The following is a 22,933-nucleotide window of genomic DNA, read 5'->3' on the forward strand; positions in this document are numbered from 1 at the left end:
CCTCGGACAAGTTTGGGTTCGTATACGATCGTCATAGGATGACTGTGACGAGGACGTTGTGGGACCCGTTTATCTCTTCGATCTTGCCTCATCTCACGCACGCTGGCTGTCGCTTCGGCAGTCCACGATTTCGTCGAACGTAGCCAATGCAAATACGCCCGGCTACCGAGCGCAGGATATCGAGCCGTTCGACAAGATACTCGATACCAAAGTCGTGCCGCTCGCAGTCACATCTCCGAAACATATGACCACCGGCTCGCTCGTGCGTCCGCAGGGCACGCGCAAGGAGAATAGCTGGGAAGTCGTTCACTCCGGAAACTCGGTGAGCCTCGAGCAGGAAATGCTCAAGGCGGGCGATATCAACAAGGACTATTCGTTGAATGTCGCAATCGTCAAATCGTTTCACCGCATGTTCATGACCGGTGCAAAGAGCTAACGCGAGGCTTGATGATCGATCCGCTGCAGGCATCAGTTCAAATCGCCAGTTCGGGACTTGAGGCGCAGTCGACCAGAATGCGCGTCGTATCCGAGAACATGGCAAACGCCAACTCCACTGGCCGTACGCCCGGTGCCGAGCCCTACCGACGCAAGACCACGACGTTCTCAGCGGAGGTCGATCGCGCGGCGGGTGTGCGGGTCGTGAAAATCAAGGACATCGGTGTCGACCGTGCTCCGTTTCGGGTCGACTACGAGCCAACTCATCCGGCGGCCGGCCAGGACGGCTATGTCAAGCTGCCGAACGTGAACATGCTGATCGAAATGGCCGACATGCGGGAAACCAACCGGTCGTATGAGGCCAATCTGCAGGTGATCAAGCAGGCGAGGTCGATGGTTGCCATGACGATCGATCTGTTGAAGGGGGCATAGTCCATGATGATGGAAGCGGTTTCTTCGGTTCTGAAAGACGTTGCCGGCGTCGTTCAATCAAGCAGCGTTGCGACGTCCGCGCCGGCCGCGCCGCAGGCGGCTCGACCCTCGCTCGGTTTTGACGGAGTCCTGGAGCAGGTTGCCGCCGATGCGATCGGTAGCCTCAAGGGCGGAGAGGCTGCGTCGGTGTCGTATATCCAGGGCAAGGTGTCGGCCCAGAGCGTGGTGGAGGCCGTCATGTCCGCCGAGCAGACGCTGCAGATGGCGGTCGCCGTGCGCGACAAGGTCGTGCAGGCGTACCAAGAAGTCAGCCGAATGGCGATCTGAGGGATAGCAAATGAGAGCGCTTGCCATCGCGGCGACCGGAATGAGCGCGCAGCAGCTCAATGTCGAGGTCATCGCCAACAACATTGCGAACATCAATACGACATCGTACAAGCGTTCGCGAGCCGAGTTCACCGACCTGTTCTACCAGGTCGATCGCATGCAGGGCGTTCCGAATCGCTCCGGCGAAGCTGCGGTCCCCGAAGGGGCCAAGCTGGGGCTGGGCGTCCGGTCGGTGGCCGTGCGCAAGTTGCACCTTCAGGGCGCGTTGGCGCAAACCGGCAATACCTACGATCTCGCCGTCAACGGCAGAGGGTGGTTCCAGGTCGTGGGGCCGAACGGCGAAACGCTCTACACCCGCGCCGGGGCGTTCAATACCAACGCGGACAGGCAGTTGGTGACGGCGGATGGTTACAACGTCGATCCCGCGATTATCATCCCGCAAGGGACGGTCGATGTCACGGTCAATGAATCGGGCCAGGTGTACGCCAAGCTGGACAACGAGGTTAATCCGCGCCTGCTCGGCCAGCTAAATCTCGCGAATTTCGCCAACGAGGCCGGCCTCGATCCACTTGGTGGCAATCTCTACAAGGAGACGTTGGCGTCCGGCGTCCCGGTCGTTGGCGTTCCCGGCGATATCGGCTTCGGCAAGATCCATCAGCACTATCTGGAGAGTTCGAACGTCGATCCGGTCAAGGAGATCACCGAATTGATCTCGGCGCAGCGGTCTTACGAAATGAACTCGAAGGTGATCCAGGCGGCGGACGAGATGGCGTCGACGGTCTCCAAGGGCCTTCGATAGGATTGCAGGCGGAGAAGCGTCTTGAAGCTCGTCAAGTTCGCCCTGGTTTCCATGCTCGCAGCGCTCTTGCTCGCTGCGGGCGGTGCAGGTGGTGGCGCGATCGCGGAAGAATCCGTGCGCTTGCTCGTGCCGGCAACGGTGATCTATCCGGGCGATCTGATCAAGGACGAGTTGATCATCGATCGCGCCTTCGCGCCGAACATGCCCGGTGCAGCGGCCTTTGCCGCCGACCGGGCATCGCTCGTTGGCCGGGTCGCGCGAAGGACGCTGGTGGCGGGCCAGCCGATCCCGATCAACGCCCTCGAAGAGCAGAAACTCGTGGCGCGAGGCAATGTCGTCAAGGTGATCGTCGAGGATGGATCGCTTACCATCGTCACCTACGCCTCATCGCTGCAGTCCGGCAGTCCGGGCACCATGATCCAGCTTCGGAACCTCGATACCGGCGTGATCATCAGAGGCGTCGTCCAGTCGGACGGATCGGTGCGGATTCAAAACGGATGATATTGCGACTTCTATCATTCATCGTCCTGCTGCTTTCCTGCACCGTCGCCGATGCCGCGGTGCGGATCAAGGATATCGCCAACCTCAAGGGTGTGCGGGAAAACCAGCTTATCGGCTACGGTCTGGTGATCGGTCTTAAAGGGACCGGTGATACGTTGCGCAACGCCCCTTTCACCGAGCAGTCGCTGCAATCGATGCTCGATAATATGGGGATCAACATCCGGGGAACATTGCTCCGGACGCGGAACGTCGCCGCTGTCGTGGTGACCGCCGATCTGCCACCGTACGCTACCGGTGGTTCGCGCATGGATGTCGCGCTCTCCTCACTCGGCGATGCCTCTTCGCTATTGGGTGGCACTCTCCTCATGACCCAACTCCGCGGCGCCGACGGTGAGGTCTACGCCGTGGCCCAGGGCGCCATTGCAGTCGGCGGATACTCGGTCGAAGGTGCCGCGCAGACGGTCAGCCAAGGCGTTCCGACCTCAGGCCGCATTCCGAACGGCGCGCTGATCGAGCGCGAGGTGCAGGGCAAATTCTACCAGATGGAATCGCTCATTCTCGAGCTGAAAAATCCGGATTATGTCACCGCGACGCGAATCATCGACGCCATTAACCACTACGGTCAGGGACGATACAGCGCCAGCATGGCCTTCGAGCGCGACTTCCGGTCGATCGTATTGTCGCGGCCGCGCTCGGTCGCGCCGGTTCGTTTCATCGCCGAGATTGGCGAACTGCTGGTCGAGCCTGATACACCCGCGCGTGTCGTCATCGACGAACGGACCGGCACCGTCGTGATCGGCCGAAACGTCCAGGTCTCGACCGTCGCCGTCACCCACGGCAATCTCTCGGTTCGGATCACCGAGATGCCGGTCGTTTCCCAGCCTGGGCCATTCTCGCGCCGCGGCGAAACGGTCGTGGTGCCGCAAACGTTCATCGAAGCCGGTGAGAATGGCGCGCAAGTGGCGATCTTGCGCGGAACGGACTTGCAGCGTCTTGTGCGCGGCTTGAACCAGATCGGGTTGAAGCCGCAGGGCATCATCGCGATCCTGCAGGCGATCAAGGCGGCGGGCGCACTGCAAGCCGATCTTGTCATCCAGTAGAACGTCGCGTCAGCGTCGCACAAGCTTGAACGTGCAACGCTTCGGACAGATGCTGTGCGGAGAGCGGATGGTGAGGCGCGCGACGTTGCTGGGAAGAAGCATGCTCCTTGCGGGGTGTCTTGCGCTCTCCGCGCAGGCGTCGGCATGGGCGCAGCCTGAGCAGAAATTGTCGAAGCCGCTGAACCTGGCCAACTTCGCCAAGACATCGCGCGCGGTGCCGTCCCGCCCTGTCGCCAAGCCGGAGGCGCCGTCCGGCAATTCCCAGCTTGAGCTGCCGCTGACGACTGCGACCGTTGCAAAAAATGCAGCGTCGCCATCGGTGCCTGCAGAGCCGGCGACAACCGATCAGCGCGGATCCGACGCCACCGACTTCTGCAAGAACATCACGGATGCAGCGTTGGACGCGCGCGTGGCGTGGCAGCAAAAGCAGCTTGAAGCGTCCGAGGCCAAGCTTCGGGAGCGGATCGCCGAGCTGGAGGCGAAGCGCGCCGAGTACGAGAAATGGCTGAAGCTGCGCGAAGACTTCCTGAAGAAGGCGGAAGACAACGTCGTCGAGATTTACTCCGGCATGGACCCGGATGCCGCCGCACGGCAGATCGCCAGCATGGCGGATGAAACCGCGGCTGCCGTGCTCGCCAAGCTTCGCGTGCGGACCGCAAGCGCGATCCTCAACGAGATGGAGACCGGGCGCGCCGCCCACCTGGCCGATACCCTGGCGGGCATGCGGCGCCCCGACGACGGGAAGACGAACAAATGAAGGTTCTTCGCTTACTTTCTCTGTTTCCGGTTCTCGCTCTGGGGGGCTGCATGAGCAGCCTCGCCGAGATCAACCAGGCGCCCTATATGTCGCCGATCGGCCAAGGCCTGCACGCCGAAGCGCGCGCGGTTCCCGTCGAGCCGCGCAGCCGATACGCTGCAGGCTATCACTCGCTGTGGGACGAGCGGAGGGATCTTTACCGCGATCCGCGCGCAGCACGCATCGGTGATCTCATCACCGTCACCATCTCCATGAACGACAAGGCGACCTTCGACAACAAGACCGACCGGTCACGGGATTCGAAGACGAAGTTCAGCGCCGACTACCTCGTCGACATATTTGGCTGGTCGCCCAAGGGACAGGCCAATGGCAACGTCGACTCGCAAACGTCGACCAAGGGAGCGGGCAAGATCGACCGCACCGATGAGGTCAAGTTCTCGGTCGGGGCGGTCGTGGTCGACGTGCTGCCGAACGGTAACCTGCTGATCAGCGGATCGCAGGAAATGCGCGTCAATTACGAACTGCGCATCGTGAACGTTGCCGGTATCGTCCGGCCGCGGGACATCGGGCGCAACAACACCATTCCCTACGACAAGATCGGAGAGGCGCGAATTTCCTATGGTGGCCGCGGCCGGCTCATGGAGGTGCAGCAGCCGGCGTGGGGGCAACAGATCTACGACCAGGTCGGGCCGTTCTAGCCGATGGTGCGGCCAGAAGTGGCGAAGCTCGTCAGGCGGCGGAGCGGAGCATGGGAAACGTGATGCAATGGTTGGCCGCATTGTTGCTGATTACAATGCTGTCTGCTGGGGCGGGCGGCCTTGCCAGCCTGTATCTCCTGTCCGCCGGGCAGCGGATCGCGGATAGCCAAAAGGATCCCGTGGAGCGGCCGGTCGCCAGCGCATTCAGTCCGACGGCGCGCCTGCGGAAGATCTCACCGGTAGTGACCAACCTGGCGGCGCCGACCGGCACCTGGGTCCGCATGGAGGGATCGGTCGTCACCGATCAGATGAACGAGGAGGAGGCGAACCTTCTCGCGGCCCGGCTGGGCGAAGACATCGTGTCCTACCTGCGAACGGTGTCGGCGGCGCAAATCGAGGGCGCGCGCGGGCTGCAGTATCTTCGCGAGGATCTCAACGAGCGGGCGGCGATCCGTTCGGGCGGAAAGGTGCGCGAACTGATCATCGAAACACTGGTTATCCAATGAAGCGCTTCTGCCTCGTCCTGCTCCTGGCTCTTCTCCCCACCGCGGCGGCGGCCCAGATTCCGGATCTGTCCACGCTGATCCCGCAAGGCGGCGGAAGCGCCAGTGGCCGGATCATCCAGCTCGTGGCGCTGCTCACGGTCTTGTCGCTGGCGCCCGGACTTCTGATCATGGTGACGAGTTTCACGAGGTTCGTCGTCGCGCTTTCGTTCCTGCGCGCAGGCCTCGGACTGCAGACGACGCCGTCAAATATCGTCATGATCAGCCTCGCGCTTTTCATGACCTTCTATGTCATGGCCCCGACATTTGACCGCGCCTGGAAGGACGGCGTTCAACCGTTGATGCAGAACGAAATTTCCGAGCAGGAAGCATATACCCGTGTGACCGATCCGTTCCGCGATTTCATGATGGCGCATGTTCGCGAGAAGGATCTGCAAAGCTTTGAAAGCCTGGCGGCCGAAGGCTTCAAGACGCGGCCTGACGGCCAGCGGATCGATCTGCGCGTGATCATACCCGCCTTCATGATTTCCGAGCTGCGAAGGGCCTTCGAGATCGGCTTCCTGGTCATCATGCCGTTTCTGGTGATCGACATGGTTGTCGCCACGCTTACCATGTCCATGGGCATGATGATGATGCCGCCGACCGTGTTCGCGCTTCCTTTCAAGGTGCTGTTCTTCGTGCTGATCGATGGGTGGAATCTCCTCGCCATCGGCCTGGTACGATCGTTTCAGTAGAGCATGATCCGGAAAAAACCGGTTTTCCCTCGCGATAAATGCACAGCGTTTGCGCGGAGATCATGCTTAACAAAGAGATGAGATCATGATCCGATTTCGTCTGATCGGATCATGATCTGGCATCGGGTGCCTCGCATGGCATCCGGACCGCAAATCTTCGAGCTGCTGTTCAGCTCTGGGTAAGGTTCGGATGCTAGCAAGGATGAACGGCAGGTTGGGTGTTCCTTCAACCCCAAAGGCATGATGCCGCCCTGCCGTACCGGTGAAAGCCCGGTATGTCCCCCCAGATAAACACCTCACACTAAGGGACATAATCAATGTCAAGCTTGATGACCAACTCCTCCGCCATGACCGCTCTGCAGACCCTGCGGACGGTTAGCGCGGGTCTTGCGACCACCCAGAACCGCATCTCCACCGGCTACCGGGTGTCGACGGCGTCCGATAACGCCGCTTATTGGTCGATCGCCACCACGATGCGTTCGGACAACATGGCTCTGAGCGCCGTGCAGGACGCCCTCGGCCTCGGCGCCGCGACCATCGACACGATGTATACGGGCCTGAACGGCACTGTCAGCGTCGTCTCGCAGATCAACGCGAAGCTGGTTGCCGCCCGTACGCCTGGCGTCGATCGCGCCAAGATCCAGAGCGAAATTACCGAACTGCAGAAGCAGTTGAAGAACACCGCCGACAGCGCGGTTTTCAACGGTGAAAACTGGATCTCGGTCGATTCGACCTCGGCGAGCTACAACTCCTCGAAGACCGTCGTTTCGTCCTTCTCTCGTGCCGGCGGCACCGTCAAGATCGACACGCTTTCGGTCAATCTTGACTCGATCAAGCTCTACGACGCGAACCTGGACACCACCTACGCCGCGCAGGCCTTCCCGACGGCCACCACGGGTGCCTACGATGCCACCAACGACGTTGGCGGCAACATCGTGGTGACCGTCGGCGGCACGGCCACCAACATCGCTGTGGCGAAGAACACCTCCCTCAAGGACATCGCGACGGCGATCAACAAGCTCGGCATCGAGGGTCTGTCGGTCGGCGTCTCGGCGGCCGGTGACGCGCTGTCGTTCAAGAGCCGCAACGACGCGGACATCTCGATCGACGCCAGCGTCTCCGGTCTCGGTGCCGCGGTCTCGATGACCGCGATCACCCCGCCGGTCGCCACCAAGAAGGGCATCCTCGACCAGACCTACGATGCCTATAACGGTACGGCCTGGGAAACCTTCAGCGTCGCGACGCTGGACATCTCGAAGCTCACCGACAGCGCTGCTGACCTCAACAAGCTCGAGACCTACATCCAGGGCACTCAGGATGCTTTCGCCAAGATCACCGACTCGGCGACCAACCTCGGTGCCATCAAGAACCGCATCGGCCTGCAGCAGGACTTCGTCAAGACCCTGACTGACTCGCTCGATCGCGGTATCGGCCAGCTCGTCGACGCCGACATGAACGCTGAATCGACCCGTCTGCAGGCCCTTCAGACCCAGCAGCAGCTCGGCATTCAGGCGCTGTCGATCGCGAACGCGGGCAGCCAGAGCATCCTGTCGCTGTTCCGCGGCTAGTAAACTTGATCTCTTGACTACGACGGCCGCGACCGACCTGGTCGCGGCCGTTTTGCTACGTTCGCGCCGCGCAACCCTCGGACAAGCTTCACGATCGAGAATCGATTCGGAAGTATGGCAGAGGGTTTGATGGTTAACCGCGAACATGCGCAACGGCTCTGGAACAATCTGCTCGAGCTTGGCCCCAGGCGCCTCACCGTGCTCGCGCTTGTCGGCCTTGCCGTTTTCTTGGGTGTGGGCGGCGGCGCCTATTACTTGAGTCGGCCGGAATTCGATGTGCTCTACACCGGTCTTAGCCGGGAAGACGTCTCGCGCGTCGGTTCGGTCCTGCGCGACGCTAGCATTGCCTTTGATGTGAATGCCTCAGGCGACACCATCTTCGTGCGACCGGGGCAGACCGCCCAGGCAAGAACGTTGCTGGCCGAGAAAGGTTTGCCGAACAGCAGCAGCGGAGGCTACGAGCTGTTCGACAAGATCGGCTCCCTCGGTCTCACTTCCTTCATGCAGGAAGTCACCCGCGTCCGCGCACTCGAAGGCGAGATCGCCCGTACGATCCAGGTCCTCAAAGGCGTGAAGGCCGCGCGCGTCCACATTGTCATGCCGGCGCGTGGATCGTTCCGGCGCGAGCAGCAGCCGCCTTCGGCATCTGTTGTGATCCGGACCGACGGGGCTGCCGATGCCAAAACGGCGCGATCGATTCGTCACCTCGTCGCCGCGGCCGTCCCGGGGATGGCGGCCGACAAGGTGACTGTCCTCGACAGCGATGGATCGCTGCTTTCATCAGACGACGAGGGTGCGGCGCCGACAAGCATGGCGAACCTGCAACGCGTCGTCAGCCGGCTGATCCAGGAGAATGTCAGCAAGGCGCTTGCGCCCTATCTGGGGCTCGACAATTTTGAAGTCAGCGTCGCCACTCAGCTCAGCACGGACAAGCGGCAGACCAACGAGACCGTCTACGATCCGGAGTCCCGCGTCCAGAGATCGGTTCGCGCCGTTCGTGAGAAGGAATCGTCGCAGAGCCTGGATCGGCAGACGCCGACGACGGTGCAGCAGAACCTGCCGGATCAACAGATCAACGCGTCCGGTAACAAGAATACCAACGATGAGAAGCAGCGGCGCGAGGACGTCACCAACTTTGAGGTGTCGTCGAAAACGACGACGACCGTGAGCGATGGCTACGTCGTCAACAAGCTGTTCCTTGCGGTGCTGGTCAATCGTCCGCGCCTCCAGGCCAGCCTTGGCGACAAGGCCAGCGATGCGGCCTTGGAGGCAAAGGTCGCCGAGATCAGCCAGCTCGCCGCAACCGCGGCAGGTATTGACCGTCAGCGTGGAGACCAGATCCAGGTGTCGGCGGTCGAGTTCATGGAAGGCGCGCGCGACTTCCCGCCGGTTCCTGCAATCACTTTCACCGATGTGTTGATGCGGCAGTCGGGCGCCTTCGTCAGCGCGGTCGCGATCGTCGCCGTCGCGGCAATGCTGATCTGGTTCGGCCTGCGGCCCGCGATCAACGCGATCCTCGACTCCCGCTCGGCCGAGACTGCCCAGCTCGAGACGGGCGAGACCGCCGCGCTACTCGGCCGCGAGGGCGGCTCGATGGAGCAGTTCGGGGAAGAGCCGCCAAATCTCGTCCAGGATATATCGAAAAGAGTTCTGCACGCTCCACAGAGGCGGTTGGAGCAAATCGTTCAGCTTGATGAGAAGCAGGCGGCAGCGATTCTCAAGCAATGGATTAGGCAGGAGGAGTCGGCATGAGTTCGGACAAGGTCGCGCGTTTGCTGGCAAGCTTCGATCAGCCGGAGCCGCAGAAGGCTCGTAGCCGCGTCATTCCGTTCGACTACACCCAGCATTCCACTCCCAAGGCGCAGCCGAGGTCGGCGGCCCCGCCGCCTCCGTCCGCCGAGGACGAGGCGTATGAGCGTGGAAGGTCCAGCGGCTATGCGGCGGCCTTGGCCGAGTTCGAGCAGAAGCTTGCCGACGAGAGACACAGGCTGAGCATGCAGCTCGCCGAGGAAAAGCACAATCTGCTGGATGAAATGGCTGTCAAGATTGCCAGCGAGATCGCCGAAGCGGGCGCGCAGCTTGAAGCCAAGATCGCCGGAGTGACGGCACGCATCCTCGAGCCGTTCATTTCGAACGCGGTGCAGAAGCAGGCGGTTAGCACCTTCGTCGAGCAGCTCGCGTCGGTCGCCTCCGATGTTCGCCGGCCGGCTTTGCGGGTCACATGCCCTGCCGAACTGGTGGAGGTGCTGCGCGGCAAGCTTGCGGTACGCGCGATTGCGGTGGAGCTTCGGGCCGCTCCGGTGGCGGAGGCTTCCGTCACCGTCGATCAGGTCTTCCTTGAAACCCAGATCAAGCTCTGGGCGGAGCGACTGAAGTTCGCGATCCTGAACTGACATGGCCGATCAAGACAGGGCAGAGCTGATCATCGTTCGACGCCGGAGCAGTCTCGACGGCGAGGAATCACACAACAGTGTCTGGAAAATCGCCTATGCCGATTTCATGACGGCGATGATGGCGTTCTTCCTGGTGATGTGGCTCATCAGCGCCACCAACCAGGAAACGCGCGAAAGCGTCGCCAACTACTTCAATCCGATCAAGCTGACCGACTCGACCCCTGACCGCAAGGGTATCAACGATGCCCGGCGCGTCGATCCCGGCAAGGCCGAGGAGGAAGACAGCCTGCGGCCGAAACCCGAACCGGGCAAGTCGGCGCAGTATACGCAGCGCCCGGAGCAGGCGCAGCCAGCGCAGCCGCCGCGTTTCGGTGAGGCGACGCTGTTCCGCGATCCTTACGCGGTGCTGTCGGAAATTGCCGGCGGTCCCCCGCGGATCGCGGAAGTGGGCACTGCGCTGGATTCGACCCGCAAAGAGGGTTGGAAGGGCGGCGAGGCCTTCAAAGACCCGTTTGATCCCGTCTATTGGCCCATGGGGTCTTCGGCGCCGCTGGAAAAGAAGGCGTCAGGCAGCAAGGAGCTTGGCAATCTGCCGTTCGACAATGACGCCACGGCGCTCAGCGAGGGAAAAGGTCCACGCCCGTCGGAAGGCAAGCCGGACGCCACGGCGGCCCCCATTCAGGGATCGGATTCAGCCAAGGGATATCCGGTACCGACCGAAAAGCAGAATACGGCAAAGGCGATTGGCCTGTTCGCCGATGATGACTCCATGAACGATCCGGCCGCCAATCGTTCATCTGCGGCGCAAGGAGAGAAGGGCTCGACTCCGCCCGCAGGAGACAAGGGCTCAACCGCTCCTCCAGGAGATAAAGGCTCAGCCGCTCCGCTAGCCGAAAGGAAGCCTGTGCAGAGCGAGGCGGCCAAATTGCAGGCTGCCATCTCCGCCGCTCTTGCGCCGCTCGGATCGGCGCGTCCTGTTGCTGAGGTCCGCGAGAGCAATGAGGGCCTCCTCATCAGCCTCACCGACGATGTCAACTACGGCATGTTCGCCACCGGGTCGGCCGAACCAACCGCTGGCCTCGTGCGGGCCCTCGACAAGATCACGCCCTTGATATCGCAAAGCCAGGGTCCGGTGATTGTACGCGGCCATACCGATAATCGCCCCTATCGATCGTCGGAATACGATAATTGGAGATTGTCGACCGCGCGCGCTCACATGGCTTATCACATGCTGATACGCGGCGGGCTCGATGCCCGGCGCGTCGACCATATCGAAGGTTTTGCCGATCGCCGGCCGAAAAACCAGAACGATCCGTCGGCCGCCGAGAATCGGCGGATCGAGCTTTTGATTCGTACTCCTTTGCCATGAACCGCGCGGGAACCATCGCCGTCGCGCTGGTCGTTCTGGTCGGCGCAGCCCGAGCGGAAGAGGCTGAAGCGCCGTCGCGCGAACCCTATCAACTGGTCCGGACGCTTCACGCTTTGCAGGATGACATCGCGCGCGGAAGCCTGGAGGCGCACAATGCGCAGCCGGCCCTGCTCAAGCGATTGGGCGAAGAGTTTCAGAAAGTTGATCCGTCCGTCTGGAAGGAGCCGAAAAACTCGCGCGCGGTGGTGACCTTCCTGCTGAGCGGAGGATCGCCCCAGGTGGTGGAAGCGCTGCGCTCCCGGAAACTGCTCGTCCTCGATGAGGCGATCCTGGATGGCGCGATCGCCTATGTGGAAGGCCGGGCGGAGGACGCCAAGGCGCGGCTTGGGAGCATCCATGCGCGCGACTTGCCGCCGACCATCGCGGCCGAAATTGCGCTGGTGCAGTCCGCGCTCGTCGCGCAGACCGACCCGAAAGCCGCGATCGAACGGCTCGATGACGCGAGACTGCTGATGCCGGGAACGCTGGTCGAAGAGGCCGCGCTGCGCCGGGAGATCTTCGTCGCCGGCCAGGTTGACGATTTCGACAAGTTCGAAGCGCTGGCTCAAAGATATTTTCGACGCTTCAGGCATTCGATCTATGCGGGGAATTTCCGCCAACGCCTCGCAGTGGCTGTCGCGCGCTTCAGCTTCGTGCAGCAATCGGATCGGTTTCCCCGCCTTGTCGCCTTGCTCGATCAACTCGACGACGCCGGCCAGCGCGCCCTCTATCTGCTGATCGCGCGCACCGCGCTGGTGCGCGGCAAGGTCGAAATGGCGGATCTGGCGGCAGAGCGCGTGCTGGGGCTCACGGAAGAGGGGAGTTCCGAGCGAGAGCGCGCGCGCTTTTATCGCGCGGCCGCGCGCGTGGTGACAAACGCGCATGAACAAGCGCTGTTGGATCTGCAGAAGATCGAGGTTGGCCGGCTTCCCGAACGAGATGCCGAGTTGCTGAAGGCAGCGCTCGCGGTCGGACGCAACGTCAAAAAGGCGCTCCCCGCAGCCCCGGCACAGAAGGACCAGTCAGGCGAGGCGCAGACGTCGATGCGCCCGCGGATCGACTTCGGCCGCTCGCTTGCGGCCGTCAATCGGGCGCAAGTCCTTCTCGACGAATCGAAAGAGCAATTGAAGGAGCGAGCTCGATGAACAAGACCGACCCTTTGATGGCCATGATCCGCCAGCTCACCGGTGGCAAGGCAGCTTCGCGCCTCGCTCCCCAGAACGCGATGCTCGCCAAAGACCACAAGGGGAAGGTCGAGGACAGCAAGGGTGACGCCGGGCATTTCCGTGAGCAGCTCCGGGTGCTCGCGCAGGGAGCGAAGCAAAAGCCGCTCGATATAAAGCCGCAGCTCGATGCCAAGAGTGTCGATATGGAGTCTCCGCAGGACCCTGAGCCGTCCAATCCCCTCGCGGAAGTGCTGGACCACGTCGCCGGTCGGCCCAAGGATCGGACCCGCCAGCAGCCGCGTGAGACTTCTTCGCACCAACCGGGCGGAGAAATCACCTCGCCTGCTCCGGAATGGCGTACGCCCGAGGCTGCACTCAGTTCCATGATCTCCAGGCTCGATCAGCCACTCTCTCCGCGGGATGATGGCGATGCTCCGCTCCCAGCCCGGTCGCAAGCCCGGGTCGAGCACCGAGCGGACCTGCTCACGCCGGGTGAGCCAAAATCTCCAAAGGTAGATGTCCCCGAGCAGCGCTTTGCATCGTCAGTCAGTGCAATCGAGACGCGGCCCATGCCGACGGTGAAGGTGGCGGTGCGCGAACAGGAGACGCATTTCCAGCCCGTCGGCCAGCCGACGCTATTGCAGAAGATCGTCGATCGCATCGCTCCTGATCTGTCAACGGCGCCGGCCGCAGCCCCCGCGACTGCGGCCGATTTCACACCTCCGGATATGCGTCGGGGGCCGGACGCGCCGATCAGGATGCTGACGCTGCAACTCGATCCGCCCAGCATGGGTACGGTGACCGTGAGGATGCGCCTGGCCGGCGATGCCGTCGAGGTGAGGATGCTGGCGGACCAGCCAGAGACAACGGAGCTGCTGCGCAAGGATCGCGGCGCCCTGATGGATGCGATGCGGTCCGCCGGCTACACGTTCGAAATTGCGTCGATTGACCATAGCAGTGCGCGCCATCCGACGTCAGGTGGCGGCCAGTCGCACGCGCAATCGGACCAGCAATCGTCGCAGCAGCCCCAGGGCGGATCGCAGTTCAACAACGGCGCCTCGGAGCGTCAGTCGAGCGATGCGCAAGCCGGGACGCGTCACAACAGGCAGCAGGGCCATGACCAGTTCATCAAGCCAACCGAGCGTCGCCAGGATGAAGAGGTTGCGGTCGATCGCAATGGCGGTGCTGTCTATCTGTAGCCTGTCCACCGTCGCACGTGCCGACGGGCTCTGCGAGCGTGAGATGGCGCGTGCGGCACGTGCTCACGGCGTGCCGCTTGGGGTGTTGTATGCAGTGGGCCTGAGCGAGACGGGACGCAAGGGTGTCCTGCACCCTTACGCGCTCAATATCGATGGCCGGACAGCCATGGCTAGCGACCTCTCAGATGCCGTTGCTCAGTTCCGTGAGGCCAAGAGCAAGGGCGCCAAGCTGGTCGATCTCGGTTGCATGCAGATCAACCATCATTATCACGGGCGCGAGTTCGCCAGCGTCGAGGCGATGTTCGATCCGGTGAAAAACGTCGACTATGCGGCGCGCTTTCTCAAGGAATTGCGCGCGCGGGAGGGGAGCTGGACCATGGCGGTCGCCCGCTACAACGCAGGTCCGAACAATACGGTCGCGCAACGGCGCTACATTTGCAGCGTGATCGGAAGCCTGGTGGCGAGCGGCTTTGGAGCGTGGACGACCGGCGCACGCGCATACTGCGCGGAGCGCACGACCTGAGCTAGAGGAATGCGCCGCAGACAGCCTCGCACAAGGAAGAACGGCTCTAATGATATTCACTCACGATGGAGGTGATTGATGAGTCTGTATGGTGTCATGCGCACTGGTGGCTCCGGCATGAATGCGCAATCCAACAAGCTGTCGACGGTGGCCGACAACATCGCGAACGTCAACACCACAGGCTACAAGCGCGCCTCCACCGAATTCTCTTCGCTTATTCTGAGGAGCGGGTCCGGCAACTACAATTCGGGCAGCGTGGAGACGAATGTCCGCTACGCCATCTCCGATCCCGGAGCGCCGCAATACACGACATCAGCGACGGATCTCATGATCCAGGGCAACGGATTCTTTGTCGTGACCGATGCCGGCGGCACGCCGTTCCTGACCCGCGCCGGTTCTTTCGTGCCCGATGGCGAAGGCAATCTGGTCAATGCCGCGGGCTTCTATTTGATGGGCTATAACGTCAAGAACGGTCCGCCCAACGTTGTCGCGAATGGTCTGACCGGCCTGGACGTCGTCAACATCGCACAAAGGTCACTTCAGGGTAATCCTTCGACGAGGGCGACCTTGGAGAGTGCCAATCTCGACGCCAATGCAGCCATTACCGCGGGTCCGCCCGCCTATACGTCCAAGACCTCGATCGTCACCTACGACAATATCGGGAACAAGGTGACCCTCGACGTGTACATGTTCAAGACGGCGGCCAACACTTGGGACGTGCAAGCGTATGACAACGCTGCATCGACGAACGGCGGTTTCCCCTATTCAAGCGGACCACTGGATTCCGATACGTTTACCTTCGACGTCAGTGCGACCGGAAAAGGCAAGCTGGACGCGGCCAGCCCCACCACTCTCACGTTTACAATTCCGGGCGGCTCGCCGTTCACGCTCGACCTGTCGGCGATGACACAGGTCGCCGACGACTTCGCCTTCAAGCCGAACGTCAACGGCAATGCTCCGAGTTCGATCGACAAGGTGGAGGTCGATGCCGACGGCACGCTGTACTCGATCTATGCCGACGGCACGCGGCTGGCCTCCTATAAAATTCCGCTCGCGACAGTGCCGAGCCCGGACAATCTCGTGCCGGAAGCTGGGAATGTCTATTCGGTCGGGATCGACTCCGGAAACGTGCAGCTCGACTTCGCCGGGCGGAGTGGCCTGGGCACCGTTAAATCGGAGGCGCTCGAACAGTCCAACGTCGATCTTGCGGCCGAGCTGACATCGATGATCGAGTCGCAGCGCGGATATACCGCCAATTCAAAGGTCTTCCAGACCGGCGCCGACCTGCTCGACGTACTGGTCAATCTGAAGCGCTAAGCGGCGTCAGCGCATCATCGGGGCGGGGGGTCTCATGTCACTCACGGTCGCACTCAGCTCGGCGCGTACGTCGCTCATGACGACCAGTGCGCAGGCTTCCGTGATATCGCGCAATATCGCCGGCTCCATGCAGGACGGCTATTCGCGAAAGAATGTGCTGGTCGCGTCGCTGCCAGGAAACGGGGTCTATGTTGCTGGCATCCAGCGCGCCACCAGCCAGGGGCTGTTCTACAATGTGCTGAAGGCAGCCTCTTCCACTGCCAAGCAGGATTCGATCTATAACGGCCTGCAGAAGATCGCGGCGACAACCGTTGACGACCCGCAGCAGGACCAGTCGCCGGCCGCGCAACTTGCCAAGCTGAAGAGCGCCCTGCAGCAATATGCGACGGCGCCGGACAATATCACGCTCGCGCAAGCGGCAGTAACGGCGGCCAAAGGCGTCGCCTCAGCACTCAATGATGCGACGAAGACGGTTCAGTCGGTACGCGCCGATGCCGATGCCGACATGGTGACATCGGTCTCGACCATCAACCAACTGCTGGCCCAGTTCGAGACGGTCAATACATCGATCGTCAAGGGGACCATCACCGGAAGCGATGTCACAGACTACCTCGATATGCGGGACAACATCCTGTCCAAGCTCTCGCAGGAGGTCGGCATAACGGTCGCGACCCGCGCCAACAACGATATGGTCATCTACACGGATTCGGGCGTTACGCTCTTTGAGACCAAAGCGCGATCGGTCACGCTTGCCCCGACCCATGCTTACGCCGCCGGCACCACCGGAAATGCGGTCTATATTGACGGCGTGCCCGTCACCGGCGCGTCTGCCGTGATGCCGATTCATGGCGGAAAGCTCGCGGGCCTTGCCGCGCTGCGCGACGATTCCACGGTCACCTATCAAAACCAGCTCGACGAGGTCGCGCGCGGCCTGATCGAGACGTTCGCGGAGCGCGACCAGACTGGCGCGGCGCTGCCCGATGTGCCCGGACTTTTCACCTATCCGGGCGCGCCGGCCATGCCGCCGGCGGGTGTGATCTCCTCGGGGCTCGCCGGCACCATCTTCGTCAACCCGTCAGTCGATCAGGGGGCAGGTGGCAATCCGCTGCTGCTGAGAGACGGTGCCATCTCCGGCAACGTGGCTTATCGGTACAACACGAGCGGCGCCGCCGGTTACTCGGTTCGGGTGCAGGGCCTTGTGGATGAGATGGCCAAGAGCCGTCCGTTCAACCCGGCGGCTCTTGGCAAGCCGAATGCGAGCCTGATCGACTTCGCCGGCTCGTCGGTGAGTTGGCTGGAAGCTCAGCGCAAGAGCACGAACGATGAAGCGACCTATAGCCAAACGCTGCTGGAGCGCAGCGCGGAAGCGCTGTCCAATGTCAGCGGCGTCAACATGGACGACGAAATGTCGTTCATGCTGCAGGTCGAGCGCACATTTTCTGCCTCGTCGAAGCTGATCGCGACGATCGACGAGATGTTGAAAGACCTTCTGGCGGCGGTGAGGTAACGGTATGGCTACGACGTTCATTTCCTCCAACTCGATCTCGACGACGTTGCGCATCGCGGCCATGAAGAGCCAGACCGCAATCGCGCAAGCGACGAAGGAGGCGACGACCGGCCGCTTCGCCGATGTGGGCCGCGAGCTCGGCGCTCTCACCGGCCGTGATGTGACGCTCAGGGCCGAGCTGCTCGACGTCGACAAGCTGGTGGACACCAACGCCCTTGTCGGCGGACGGCTCGACGTCTCGCAGCAGCGGGTGGGCGAGTTGATCAGCACGGCGCAATCCTTCCAGAAGGATTTGTTTGCGGCGCGCAATTCCGCCAACGGCGGCAACGTCATCTTGACGCCGTCGCGCGCCAACCTCGACAGTCTGATCGGCGCGCTGAACGTCACGACGGATGGCCAATATCTGTTCGGCGGCATCAATACCGGCGTGCAGCCGGTGACTGACTACAAGGCCGGCTCGACCAGCAAGAGTGCCGTCGATGCCGCGTTCCTGGCGAATTTCGGTTTCACGCAAACAGATACCGCGGTCTCGAACATCAGCGCCGCGGCGATGACGAACTTCCTGGATACGACGTTCAAGGCGCAGTTCGACGATCCGGCCTGGGGCGCAAACTGGTCGACCGCTTCCGATCAGGTGATGCGGAGCCGCATCTCGACGACGGAAACCATCGACTCGTCAGCCAGCGCCAACGAACCTGCATTTCGCAAACTGGCGATGGCCTACACGATGCTGAGCGACCTCGGCACGCAAAACCTCAACCAGAACGCGTTCCAGGTGGTGGTCGACAAGGCGACCGAAATCATCGGTGATGCGATCAACGACTTGGCCGGTGTCGGCGCCAAATTGGGAACCGCCCAGGAGCAGACAAACAACGCCACGAGCCGCCTGAAGATCCAGAGCGATCTGATCACGAAGCAGGTTACGGCGATGGAAGAGGTCGATACGGCGGAAGCGTCTGTTCGCGTCACAAACTTGAAAAACCAGCTGGACATGTCGCTGGCGCTCACGGCGCGCATTCAGCAGCTCAGCATCCTCAACTATCTCTGATCGGCGATCCCGTCAGTAACCAGCCGGCTGCGAGTTAGATGACATTATCCAGTTACGATGCGGTGATCGAGGACAGCGGGCGGGAGGCACGTGCCCGCGAGCAACAGGCCCTGAGCCACGGGATTGACCTGCTGAGGCGTCTGCAGAGCGGGGATCTTGCGCCCCCAGAGGACGCCGAGGCGTTGCTCTTCATTCGAAGAATCTGGGCGTTCTTCGTGGAGGACCTTTCGAACGCCCGCAACGGGCTTCCGGAAAAGTTGCGCGCCGACCTTATCTCGATCGGCCTGTGGATCATCAAGGAAGCGGATCGGCTTCGGCAAGAGGAATCCAGCGACGTCGCGGAGCTCGTCGCGATCAACGTCATCATCCGAGACGCCCTCGCATGAAGAAGCCGATCTGTATTTCGTTGCGCGGCGGCGAGCGGATCTATGTGAATGGAGCGGTGTTGAGGGCCGACCGCAAGGTGACCCTCGAGCTGATCAATGACGTGACTTTTCTGCTCGAGAGCCAGGTCATGCAGGTCACGGACGCGACGACCCCGCTGCGCCAGCTCTATTTCGTCGTTCAGCTCATGCTCATGAGCCCGCACGACGTCGAAGAGGCGAAAGCTGTCTATCGGCAGCAGCGGTCGGGGCTGCTCGCAGCCACCGAAAACACAGAGATTCTGGACGGCCTGGAGCAGATCGAGAAGCTGGTCGAATCGAAGCGATACTATGAGGCTTTGCGCAGAACTCGCGCACTGTTCGAGATTGAGCAGATGATTCTGGCCGGCGGCGATTTGCCGAGGCCTGTCGAAGTCGCGTGAAGCATCAGGAGGACAATATGAACGTTGACAGCGTGGCTTCTCCAAATTCGACGGCGAACAAGAACTCAGAATCCTCGTCCGCGCCGACAACGGTGACCTACAATCAGTTCCTGCAGCTCCTGATCGCGCAGATGAAGAATCAGGATCCGACCAATCCGACGGACATGTCGCAATACATGAGCCAGTTTGCGCAGCTCTCCGCCGTCGAACAGGCAATGCAGACGAATACCAAGCTCGACACGCTGCTGTCCTCCAGCGCGCTCGCCCAGGCCGAAAGCCTGGTCGGACACACGGCGGCATTTACGAGCTCCGATGGCGAGGATGTCAAAGGCAAGATCATGTCGGTGCGAATCATCCAGGGCGGAGCCGTCGCGAAACTCGACAATGGCGTCGAGGTGCAGCTCGGGCCGGGCATCACGATCAGCTAAGCCATGAACGAACGCGACGCTCTCGACATTGTTCAGCAGGCGATCTGGACCATCATCGTCGTATCAGGCCCCGCGGTCGGGGCTGCGATGATCGTCGGTATCCTGATTGCGCTGCTGCAGGCGCTGACCCAGGTGCAAGAGATGACGCTGACCTTCATTCCCAAGATCGTGGTCATGCTGATCGTGGTAGCGGTCTCGGGCTCGTTCATCGGCGCGCATATCTACGCCTTCACCGAACTGCTCTACTCGCGGATCGAGCACGGATTCTAGAGCATTTTCGGTTCTGATGGGATCAGAACCGAAGCTCTAGGTTCTTGTTCTGACGCGTTTTCTTCACGCGAACCGGTGTCCACTTCGAAAACGCTCTGAAGCCGGGCGCGGTCGCCACCACCTTCGCGCAAGCTAGGCGCTGCAAGGTGCTGACATGACGGTGTCCCAGGAATCCCCATGGCCCAAGCACTAAGCCCAGCTCTGCCGAGCGAGCGTCGGATGGGTGCCGACGTTGCCTTTGCGGTCGGCATCGTCGCCATCCTGACGATGCTGGTCCTGCCGGTTCCGTCGGTCCTGATTGACGTCGGCCTCGCCTTCTCGATTGCGCTCTCTGCCCTGATTCTGATGGTGTCGCTGTGGATTCAGCGCCCGCTTGATTTCTCGGCCTTCCCGACGGTGCTGCTGATTGCGACCATTCTTCGCCTTGCGCTGAATGTGGCGACAACGCGGGTGATCCTGTCGCGCGGGGCCGAAGGCGAGCACGCGGCCGGTTATGTGGTCGCCGGATTCTCGAAGTTCGTGATGGGCGGGGACTTCGTCATCGGACTGATCATCTTCGCCATTCTCGTCACGGTCAATTTCGTCGTGATCACCAAGGGCGCCACGCGTATCGCGGAAGTCGGCGCGCGCTTTACGCTCGATGCGATCCCGGGCAAGCAAATGGCGATCGATGCGGATTTGTCCGCGGGGCTGATCGACGACAAGGAGGCGCAGCGTCGGCGCAGGGAGCTGGAGGAGGAGAGCGCCTTCTTCGGCGCAATGGATGGTGCTTCGAAATTCGTGCGCGGCGATGCCATCGCCGGGCTGATCATCACTGCGATCAACATATTCGGCGGTATCGTCATCGGCGTGGTCCACCACGGCCTCCCACTGGCGCGGGCGGCCGACGTTTTCACCAAGCTTTCCGTCGGTGACGGTCTGGTCTCGCAGATCCCGGCGCTCATCGTCTCCCTTTCGGCTGGCCTGCTCGTTTCGAAGGGTGGCACCAGGGGATCGGCCGAGGAGACGGTGCTCAAGCAGCTCGGCGGATATCCGCGCGCGCAGTCGGTGGCTGCGCTCATGATGTTCGTTCTTGGAATGTTGCCGGGCCTGCCTCTGCTGCCTTTTGCTTTCCTGGGTGGCGTGATGGCGTTCATGAGCTACGCGCTTCCCCGTCGCCAGGCGGCAAGACGGCAGCAGGAGGAGGCGTTTGCGACGCAGGAGCGCGAACGATCGCAGGCAGAGTCGAAAGAATCGATCAAGGAATATCTGAAGACGGCGGACGTCGAGCTCTGCGTGGGCAGCCAGCTAGCGGTTCAAATGCTGCATGCGCACGGGGAACTTGCGCATCGCGTCAGCAAGATACGCCGCCGCTTTGCGACCCAATACGGGTTTGTGATTCCCGAGATCAAACTGACGGACGACATGTCCGTCGGGCCGAAGAGCTACCGCATCAAGATACATGGCACTATCGTGGCGCAGCATGAGCTTCGCATCGGCGAGGTTCTGGTGCTCTTCGATGGTGTTCGCAAACCGGACGTGCCGGGCGATGAGACGGTGGAGCCGGCCTTCGGCATGAAGGCGATGTGGATTCCGGAGACGTTCCTCGAAGAAGTCAAACGGGATGGCTTCAAGGTTGCGGACAACATTTCCGTCCTTCTCACCCATTTGAGTGAAATCATCCGCGGCAACCTGGCGCAGCTTCTTTCCTACAAGGACATGCGAGCCCTGCTGGATCGGCTCGATCCCGAGTACAAGCGGCTCATTGAGGATATCTGCCCGTCGCAAATTTCCTATTCGGGCTTGCAAGCGGTCCTCAAGCTGCTGCTTGCCGAGCGCATCTCGATCAGGAACCTGCACCTAATCCTCGAAGCCGTTGCGGAAATCGCGCCTTACGTCCGCCGCGCCGAACATATCGCCGAGCACGTTCGCACGCGCATCGCGCAGCAGATCTGCGGTGACTTTGCCGACAACGGGGTCCTGAAAGTCCTGCGGCTTGGAAATCGCTGGGATCTCGCATTCCATCAAAGCCTCAAACGCGATGCCAAGGGCGAGATCGTGGAATTCGACGCCGATCCCCGCCTTGTCGAGCAGTTTGCGGCGGATGTCTCTACCGCGGTTCGAAAGGCAATGGGCCAGGGCGAAAGCGTCGTGCTCGTCGCGCCCCCCGAGGTGCGTCAGTATGTTCGCATGATCACGGAACGGATGTTCCCCACCCTGCCGGTGCTGTCGCACGTCGAGATCGCTCGTGGTGTCGAAGTGAAGTCGCTCGGAGCCATTTCTTGATCGCGACCGCATCAGGCTCCGTGCTGGCCACCTTCCTGATCTTCTGCCGGGTCGGCACGTGCCTGATGATCGCGCCTGGATTTTCTCGTTCCAACATTCCAGTGCAGGTCCGGCTGTTCCTGGCCATCAACGTCACGCTGATGCTGGCGCCCCTGCTCGAAGCCACCGTACGCCCGGTCGTCGAGACGGCTGCGACGGCGGCCATCGTCCGTGCGATCATGTCGGAATTGGTGATCGGTCTCCTGATTGGCCTGACCGCCCGGGTGTTCTTCCTCGCGCTGGAAACAATGGCGACGATGGCGGCATCCGCGATCGGGCTCAGCGGAATAGCCGGAACGATGGAAGACACCGAACACATGCCGGCCCTCGTGCCATTCATCACATTGCCGGCGATCGTCCTGTTCTTCATGACCGATCAACATTGGGAGCTGCTTCGCGGCCTCATTGGCTCCTATCGGACCTGGACGCCGGCGGCCGGCATCAGCGGCGAGACCGGGCTCTCCGAGCTTGCCGATCATCTCTCGCAAGCGTTCGTCCTGGCGCTCAGGGTGGCCAGCCCGTTCGTCATTTACGGGGTCATCGTCAACCTCGCGCTCGGGCTCGCCAACAAGCTGACGCCAAGCATTCCCGTCTATTTCATTTCGCTGCCCTTCGTGCTGTTCGGCGGCCTCATGCTGGTCTATCTGACCAGTCGCGAACTCGTGCTGCAGTTCACTATCGCATTTTCATCGTGGCTGGCCGGTTGATCGA

At 61.8% G+C, this 22,933-nt stretch carries 26 protein-coding genes; all 26 read left to right on the forward strand.

The annotated features are described in order from the left end of the window. Window positions 1–58: 58 nt before the first annotated feature. The 26 genes from flgB (at window position 59) to fliR (ending at window position 22,929) form a co-directional block, all read left to right on the forward strand. A complete protein-coding gene (gene flgB / locus OZ411_RS18705) occupies window positions 59–436 on the forward strand; it encodes a flagellar basal body rod protein FlgB (protein WP_130223165.1) in 378 nt (125 codons plus the stop codon). Between the two features lie 11 nt (window positions 437–447). Next, on the forward strand, window positions 448–867 hold the full coding sequence (flgC, locus tag OZ411_RS18710) for a flagellar basal body rod protein FlgC (protein WP_028161567.1): 420 nt from the start codon (window positions 448–450) through the stop codon (window positions 865–867). Between the two features lie 6 nt (window positions 868–873). Next, entirely contained in the window at window positions 874–1,194 is a 321-nt protein-coding gene (locus OZ411_RS18715; protein WP_130577388.1) for a flagellar hook-basal body complex protein FliE, read from the forward strand. Window positions 1,195–1,204: 10 nt separating this feature from the next. Next, window positions 1,205–1,993, forward strand: a complete 789-nt coding sequence (flgG, locus tag OZ411_RS18720; RefSeq protein ID WP_130577359.1) for a flagellar basal-body rod protein FlgG — start codon at window positions 1,205–1,207, stop codon at window positions 1,991–1,993. A 21-nt stretch (window positions 1,994–2,014) separates the two neighbouring features. Next, the gene (gene flgA / locus OZ411_RS18725) at window positions 2,015–2,494 is read left to right on the forward strand and encodes a flagellar basal body P-ring formation chaperone FlgA (protein ID WP_282529131.1); all 480 of its coding nucleotides are present in this window, start codon (window positions 2,015–2,017) and stop codon (window positions 2,492–2,494) included. Continuing rightward, window positions 2,494–3,594, forward strand: coding sequence for a flagellar basal body P-ring protein FlgI (gene flgI, locus OZ411_RS18730; protein ID WP_130577386.1), 1,101 nt, complete (start codon window positions 2,494–2,496; stop codon window positions 3,592–3,594). The genes flgA and flgI overlap by 1 nt, the downstream gene beginning before the upstream one ends. Window positions 3,595–3,694: 100 nt before the next feature. Then, window positions 3,695–4,351 carry a MotE family protein gene (locus tag OZ411_RS18735; protein ID WP_282529132.1) on the forward strand — a complete coding sequence of 219 codons (657 nt, stop codon included), beginning with the start codon at window positions 3,695–3,697 and terminating at the stop codon, window positions 4,349–4,351. Then, window positions 4,348–5,049 (forward strand): flagellar basal body L-ring protein FlgH, encoded by a 702-nt coding sequence (gene flgH, locus OZ411_RS18740; RefSeq protein ID WP_130577358.1) that lies wholly within the window; start codon window positions 4,348–4,350, stop codon window positions 5,047–5,049. Before OZ411_RS18735 ends, flgH begins: the two co-directional genes overlap by 4 nt. Window positions 5,050–5,099: 50 nt before the next feature. Beyond that, window positions 5,100–5,555 (forward strand): flagellar basal body-associated FliL family protein, encoded by a 456-nt coding sequence (locus OZ411_RS18745; protein WP_282529133.1) that lies wholly within the window; start codon window positions 5,100–5,102, stop codon window positions 5,553–5,555. After that, window positions 5,552–6,286: a flagellar type III secretion system pore protein FliP gene (gene fliP / locus OZ411_RS18750; RefSeq protein ID WP_130577357.1), complete on the forward strand. Its 735-nt coding sequence runs from the start codon at window positions 5,552–5,554 to the stop codon at window positions 6,284–6,286. Before OZ411_RS18745 ends, fliP begins: the two co-directional genes overlap by 4 nt. Window positions 6,287–6,603: 317 nt before the next feature. Continuing rightward, a complete protein-coding gene (locus OZ411_RS18755) occupies window positions 6,604–7,854 on the forward strand; it encodes a flagellin (RefSeq protein ID WP_130577356.1) in 1,251 nt (416 codons plus the stop codon). Window positions 7,855–7,983: 129 nt separating this feature from the next. Beyond that, the gene (gene fliF, locus OZ411_RS18760; protein WP_282529134.1) at window positions 7,984–9,606 is read left to right on the forward strand and encodes a flagellar basal-body MS-ring/collar protein FliF; all 1,623 of its coding nucleotides are present in this window, start codon (window positions 7,984–7,986) and stop codon (window positions 9,604–9,606) included. Further along, window positions 9,603–10,247 carry a hypothetical protein gene (locus tag OZ411_RS18765; RefSeq protein ID WP_130577354.1) on the forward strand — a complete coding sequence of 215 codons (645 nt, stop codon included), beginning with the start codon at window positions 9,603–9,605 and terminating at the stop codon, window positions 10,245–10,247. Before fliF ends, OZ411_RS18765 begins: the two co-directional genes overlap by 4 nt. A 1-nt stretch (window position 10,248) precedes the next feature. Beyond that, window positions 10,249–11,616: a MotB family protein gene (locus OZ411_RS18770; RefSeq protein ID WP_282529135.1), complete on the forward strand. Its 1,368-nt coding sequence runs from the start codon at window positions 10,249–10,251 to the stop codon at window positions 11,614–11,616. Further along, the gene (locus OZ411_RS18775; protein ID WP_282529136.1) at window positions 11,613–12,800 is read left to right on the forward strand and encodes a chemotaxis protein; all 1,188 of its coding nucleotides are present in this window, start codon (window positions 11,613–11,615) and stop codon (window positions 12,798–12,800) included. Before OZ411_RS18770 ends, OZ411_RS18775 begins: the two co-directional genes overlap by 4 nt. After that, window positions 12,797–14,020 (forward strand): flagellar hook-length control protein FliK, encoded by a 1,224-nt coding sequence (locus OZ411_RS18780; RefSeq protein ID WP_282529137.1) that lies wholly within the window; start codon window positions 12,797–12,799, stop codon window positions 14,018–14,020. Before OZ411_RS18775 ends, OZ411_RS18780 begins: the two co-directional genes overlap by 4 nt. After that, a complete protein-coding gene (locus OZ411_RS18785; RefSeq protein WP_282529181.1) occupies window positions 13,998–14,543 on the forward strand; it encodes a transglycosylase SLT domain-containing protein in 546 nt (181 codons plus the stop codon). The genes OZ411_RS18780 and OZ411_RS18785 overlap by 23 nt, the downstream gene beginning before the upstream one ends. A 78-nt stretch (window positions 14,544–14,621) precedes the next feature. Further along, complete coding sequence (locus OZ411_RS18790; protein WP_282529138.1) at window positions 14,622–15,860, forward strand: flagellar hook protein FlgE; 1,239 nt, start codon at window positions 14,622–14,624, stop codon at window positions 15,858–15,860. A 34-nt stretch (window positions 15,861–15,894) separates the two neighbouring features. Continuing rightward, window positions 15,895–17,367 carry a flagellar hook-associated protein FlgK gene (flgK, locus tag OZ411_RS18795; RefSeq protein WP_282529139.1) on the forward strand — a complete coding sequence of 491 codons (1,473 nt, stop codon included), beginning with the start codon at window positions 15,895–15,897 and terminating at the stop codon, window positions 17,365–17,367. A 4-nt stretch (window positions 17,368–17,371) separates the two neighbouring features. After that, complete coding sequence (locus tag OZ411_RS18800; protein WP_282529140.1) at window positions 17,372–18,415, forward strand: flagellar hook-associated family protein; 1,044 nt, start codon at window positions 17,372–17,374, stop codon at window positions 18,413–18,415. A gap of 38 nt (window positions 18,416–18,453) precedes the next feature. Next, window positions 18,454–18,801, forward strand: coding sequence for a flagellar biosynthesis regulator FlaF (gene flaF / locus OZ411_RS18805; RefSeq protein ID WP_282529141.1), 348 nt, complete (start codon window positions 18,454–18,456; stop codon window positions 18,799–18,801). A gap of 8 nt (window positions 18,802–18,809) precedes the next feature. Next, window positions 18,810–19,220: a flagellar biosynthesis repressor FlbT gene (flbT, locus tag OZ411_RS18810; RefSeq protein WP_165420987.1), complete on the forward strand. Its 411-nt coding sequence runs from the start codon at window positions 18,810–18,812 to the stop codon at window positions 19,218–19,220. Between the two features lie 17 nt (window positions 19,221–19,237). Further along, the gene (gene flgD, locus OZ411_RS18815; protein WP_282529142.1) at window positions 19,238–19,648 is read left to right on the forward strand and encodes a flagellar hook assembly protein FlgD; all 411 of its coding nucleotides are present in this window, start codon (window positions 19,238–19,240) and stop codon (window positions 19,646–19,648) included. Between the two features lie 3 nt (window positions 19,649–19,651). After that, window positions 19,652–19,918 carry a flagellar biosynthesis protein FliQ gene (gene fliQ / locus OZ411_RS18820; protein WP_027581587.1) on the forward strand — a complete coding sequence of 89 codons (267 nt, stop codon included), beginning with the start codon at window positions 19,652–19,654 and terminating at the stop codon, window positions 19,916–19,918. Window positions 19,919–20,095: 177 nt separating this feature from the next. Beyond that, on the forward strand, window positions 20,096–22,183 hold the full coding sequence (flhA, locus tag OZ411_RS18825) for a flagellar biosynthesis protein FlhA (RefSeq protein ID WP_282529143.1): 2,088 nt from the start codon (window positions 20,096–20,098) through the stop codon (window positions 22,181–22,183). Continuing rightward, complete coding sequence (gene fliR, locus OZ411_RS18830) at window positions 22,180–22,929, forward strand: flagellar biosynthesis protein FliR (RefSeq protein WP_282529144.1); 750 nt, start codon at window positions 22,180–22,182, stop codon at window positions 22,927–22,929. The genes flhA and fliR overlap by 4 nt, the downstream gene beginning before the upstream one ends. The last annotated feature ends 4 nt before the right edge of the window (window positions 22,930–22,933 follow it).

The sequence above is a fragment of the Bradyrhizobium sp. Arg237L genome, assembly GCF_029990105.1.
In the GTDB taxonomy this organism is placed as follows: Bacteria; Pseudomonadota; Alphaproteobacteria; order Rhizobiales; family Xanthobacteraceae; genus Bradyrhizobium.

Excerpts from the sequence above, each read along its gene's own strand:
- OZ411_RS18715 (WP_130577388.1), top strand. The coding sequence starts at position 874 with ATGATGGAAGCGGTTTCTTCGGTTCTGAAAGACGTTGCCGGCGTCGTT.
- flgC (WP_028161567.1), top strand. The coding sequence starts at position 448 with ATGATCGATCCGCTGCAGGCATCAGTTCAAATCGCCAGTTCGGGACTT.
- OZ411_RS18745 (WP_282529133.1), top strand. The coding sequence starts at position 5,100 with ATGGGAAACGTGATGCAATGGTTGGCCGCATTGTTGCTGATTACAATG.
- OZ411_RS18780 (WP_282529137.1), top strand. The coding sequence starts at position 12,797 with ATGAACAAGACCGACCCTTTGATGGCCATGATCCGCCAGCTCACCGGT.
- OZ411_RS18790 (WP_282529138.1), top strand. The coding sequence starts at position 14,622 with ATGAGTCTGTATGGTGTCATGCGCACTGGTGGCTCCGGCATGAATGCG.
- OZ411_RS18770 (WP_282529135.1), top strand. The coding sequence starts at position 10,249 with ATGGCCGATCAAGACAGGGCAGAGCTGATCATCGTTCGACGCCGGAGC.
- flgK (WP_282529139.1), top strand. The coding sequence starts at position 15,895 with ATGTCACTCACGGTCGCACTCAGCTCGGCGCGTACGTCGCTCATGACG.
- OZ411_RS18785 (WP_282529181.1), top strand. The coding sequence starts at position 13,998 with ATGGCGGTGCTGTCTATCTGTAGCCTGTCCACCGTCGCACGTGCCGAC.
- OZ411_RS18800 (WP_282529140.1), top strand. The coding sequence starts at position 17,372 with ATGGCTACGACGTTCATTTCCTCCAACTCGATCTCGACGACGTTGCGC.
- OZ411_RS18775 (WP_282529136.1), top strand. The coding sequence starts at position 11,613 with ATGAACCGCGCGGGAACCATCGCCGTCGCGCTGGTCGTTCTGGTCGGC.
- flgD (WP_282529142.1), top strand. The coding sequence starts at position 19,238 with ATGAACGTTGACAGCGTGGCTTCTCCAAATTCGACGGCGAACAAGAAC.
- flgH (WP_130577358.1), top strand. The coding sequence starts at position 4,348 with ATGAAGGTTCTTCGCTTACTTTCTCTGTTTCCGGTTCTCGCTCTGGGG.
- OZ411_RS18765 (WP_130577354.1), top strand. The coding sequence starts at position 9,603 with ATGAGTTCGGACAAGGTCGCGCGTTTGCTGGCAAGCTTCGATCAGCCG.
- OZ411_RS18735 (WP_282529132.1), top strand. The coding sequence starts at position 3,695 with ATGCTCCTTGCGGGGTGTCTTGCGCTCTCCGCGCAGGCGTCGGCATGG.
- flaF (WP_282529141.1), top strand. The coding sequence starts at position 18,454 with ATGACATTATCCAGTTACGATGCGGTGATCGAGGACAGCGGGCGGGAG.
- fliQ (WP_027581587.1), top strand. The coding sequence starts at position 19,652 with ATGAACGAACGCGACGCTCTCGACATTGTTCAGCAGGCGATCTGGACC.
- flgG (WP_130577359.1), top strand. The coding sequence starts at position 1,205 with ATGAGAGCGCTTGCCATCGCGGCGACCGGAATGAGCGCGCAGCAGCTC.
- OZ411_RS18755 (WP_130577356.1), top strand. The coding sequence starts at position 6,604 with ATGTCAAGCTTGATGACCAACTCCTCCGCCATGACCGCTCTGCAGACC.
- fliP (WP_130577357.1), top strand. The coding sequence starts at position 5,552 with ATGAAGCGCTTCTGCCTCGTCCTGCTCCTGGCTCTTCTCCCCACCGCG.
- flhA (WP_282529143.1), top strand. The coding sequence starts at position 20,096 with ATGGCCCAAGCACTAAGCCCAGCTCTGCCGAGCGAGCGTCGGATGGGT.
- fliF (WP_282529134.1), top strand. The coding sequence starts at position 7,984 with ATGGTTAACCGCGAACATGCGCAACGGCTCTGGAACAATCTGCTCGAG.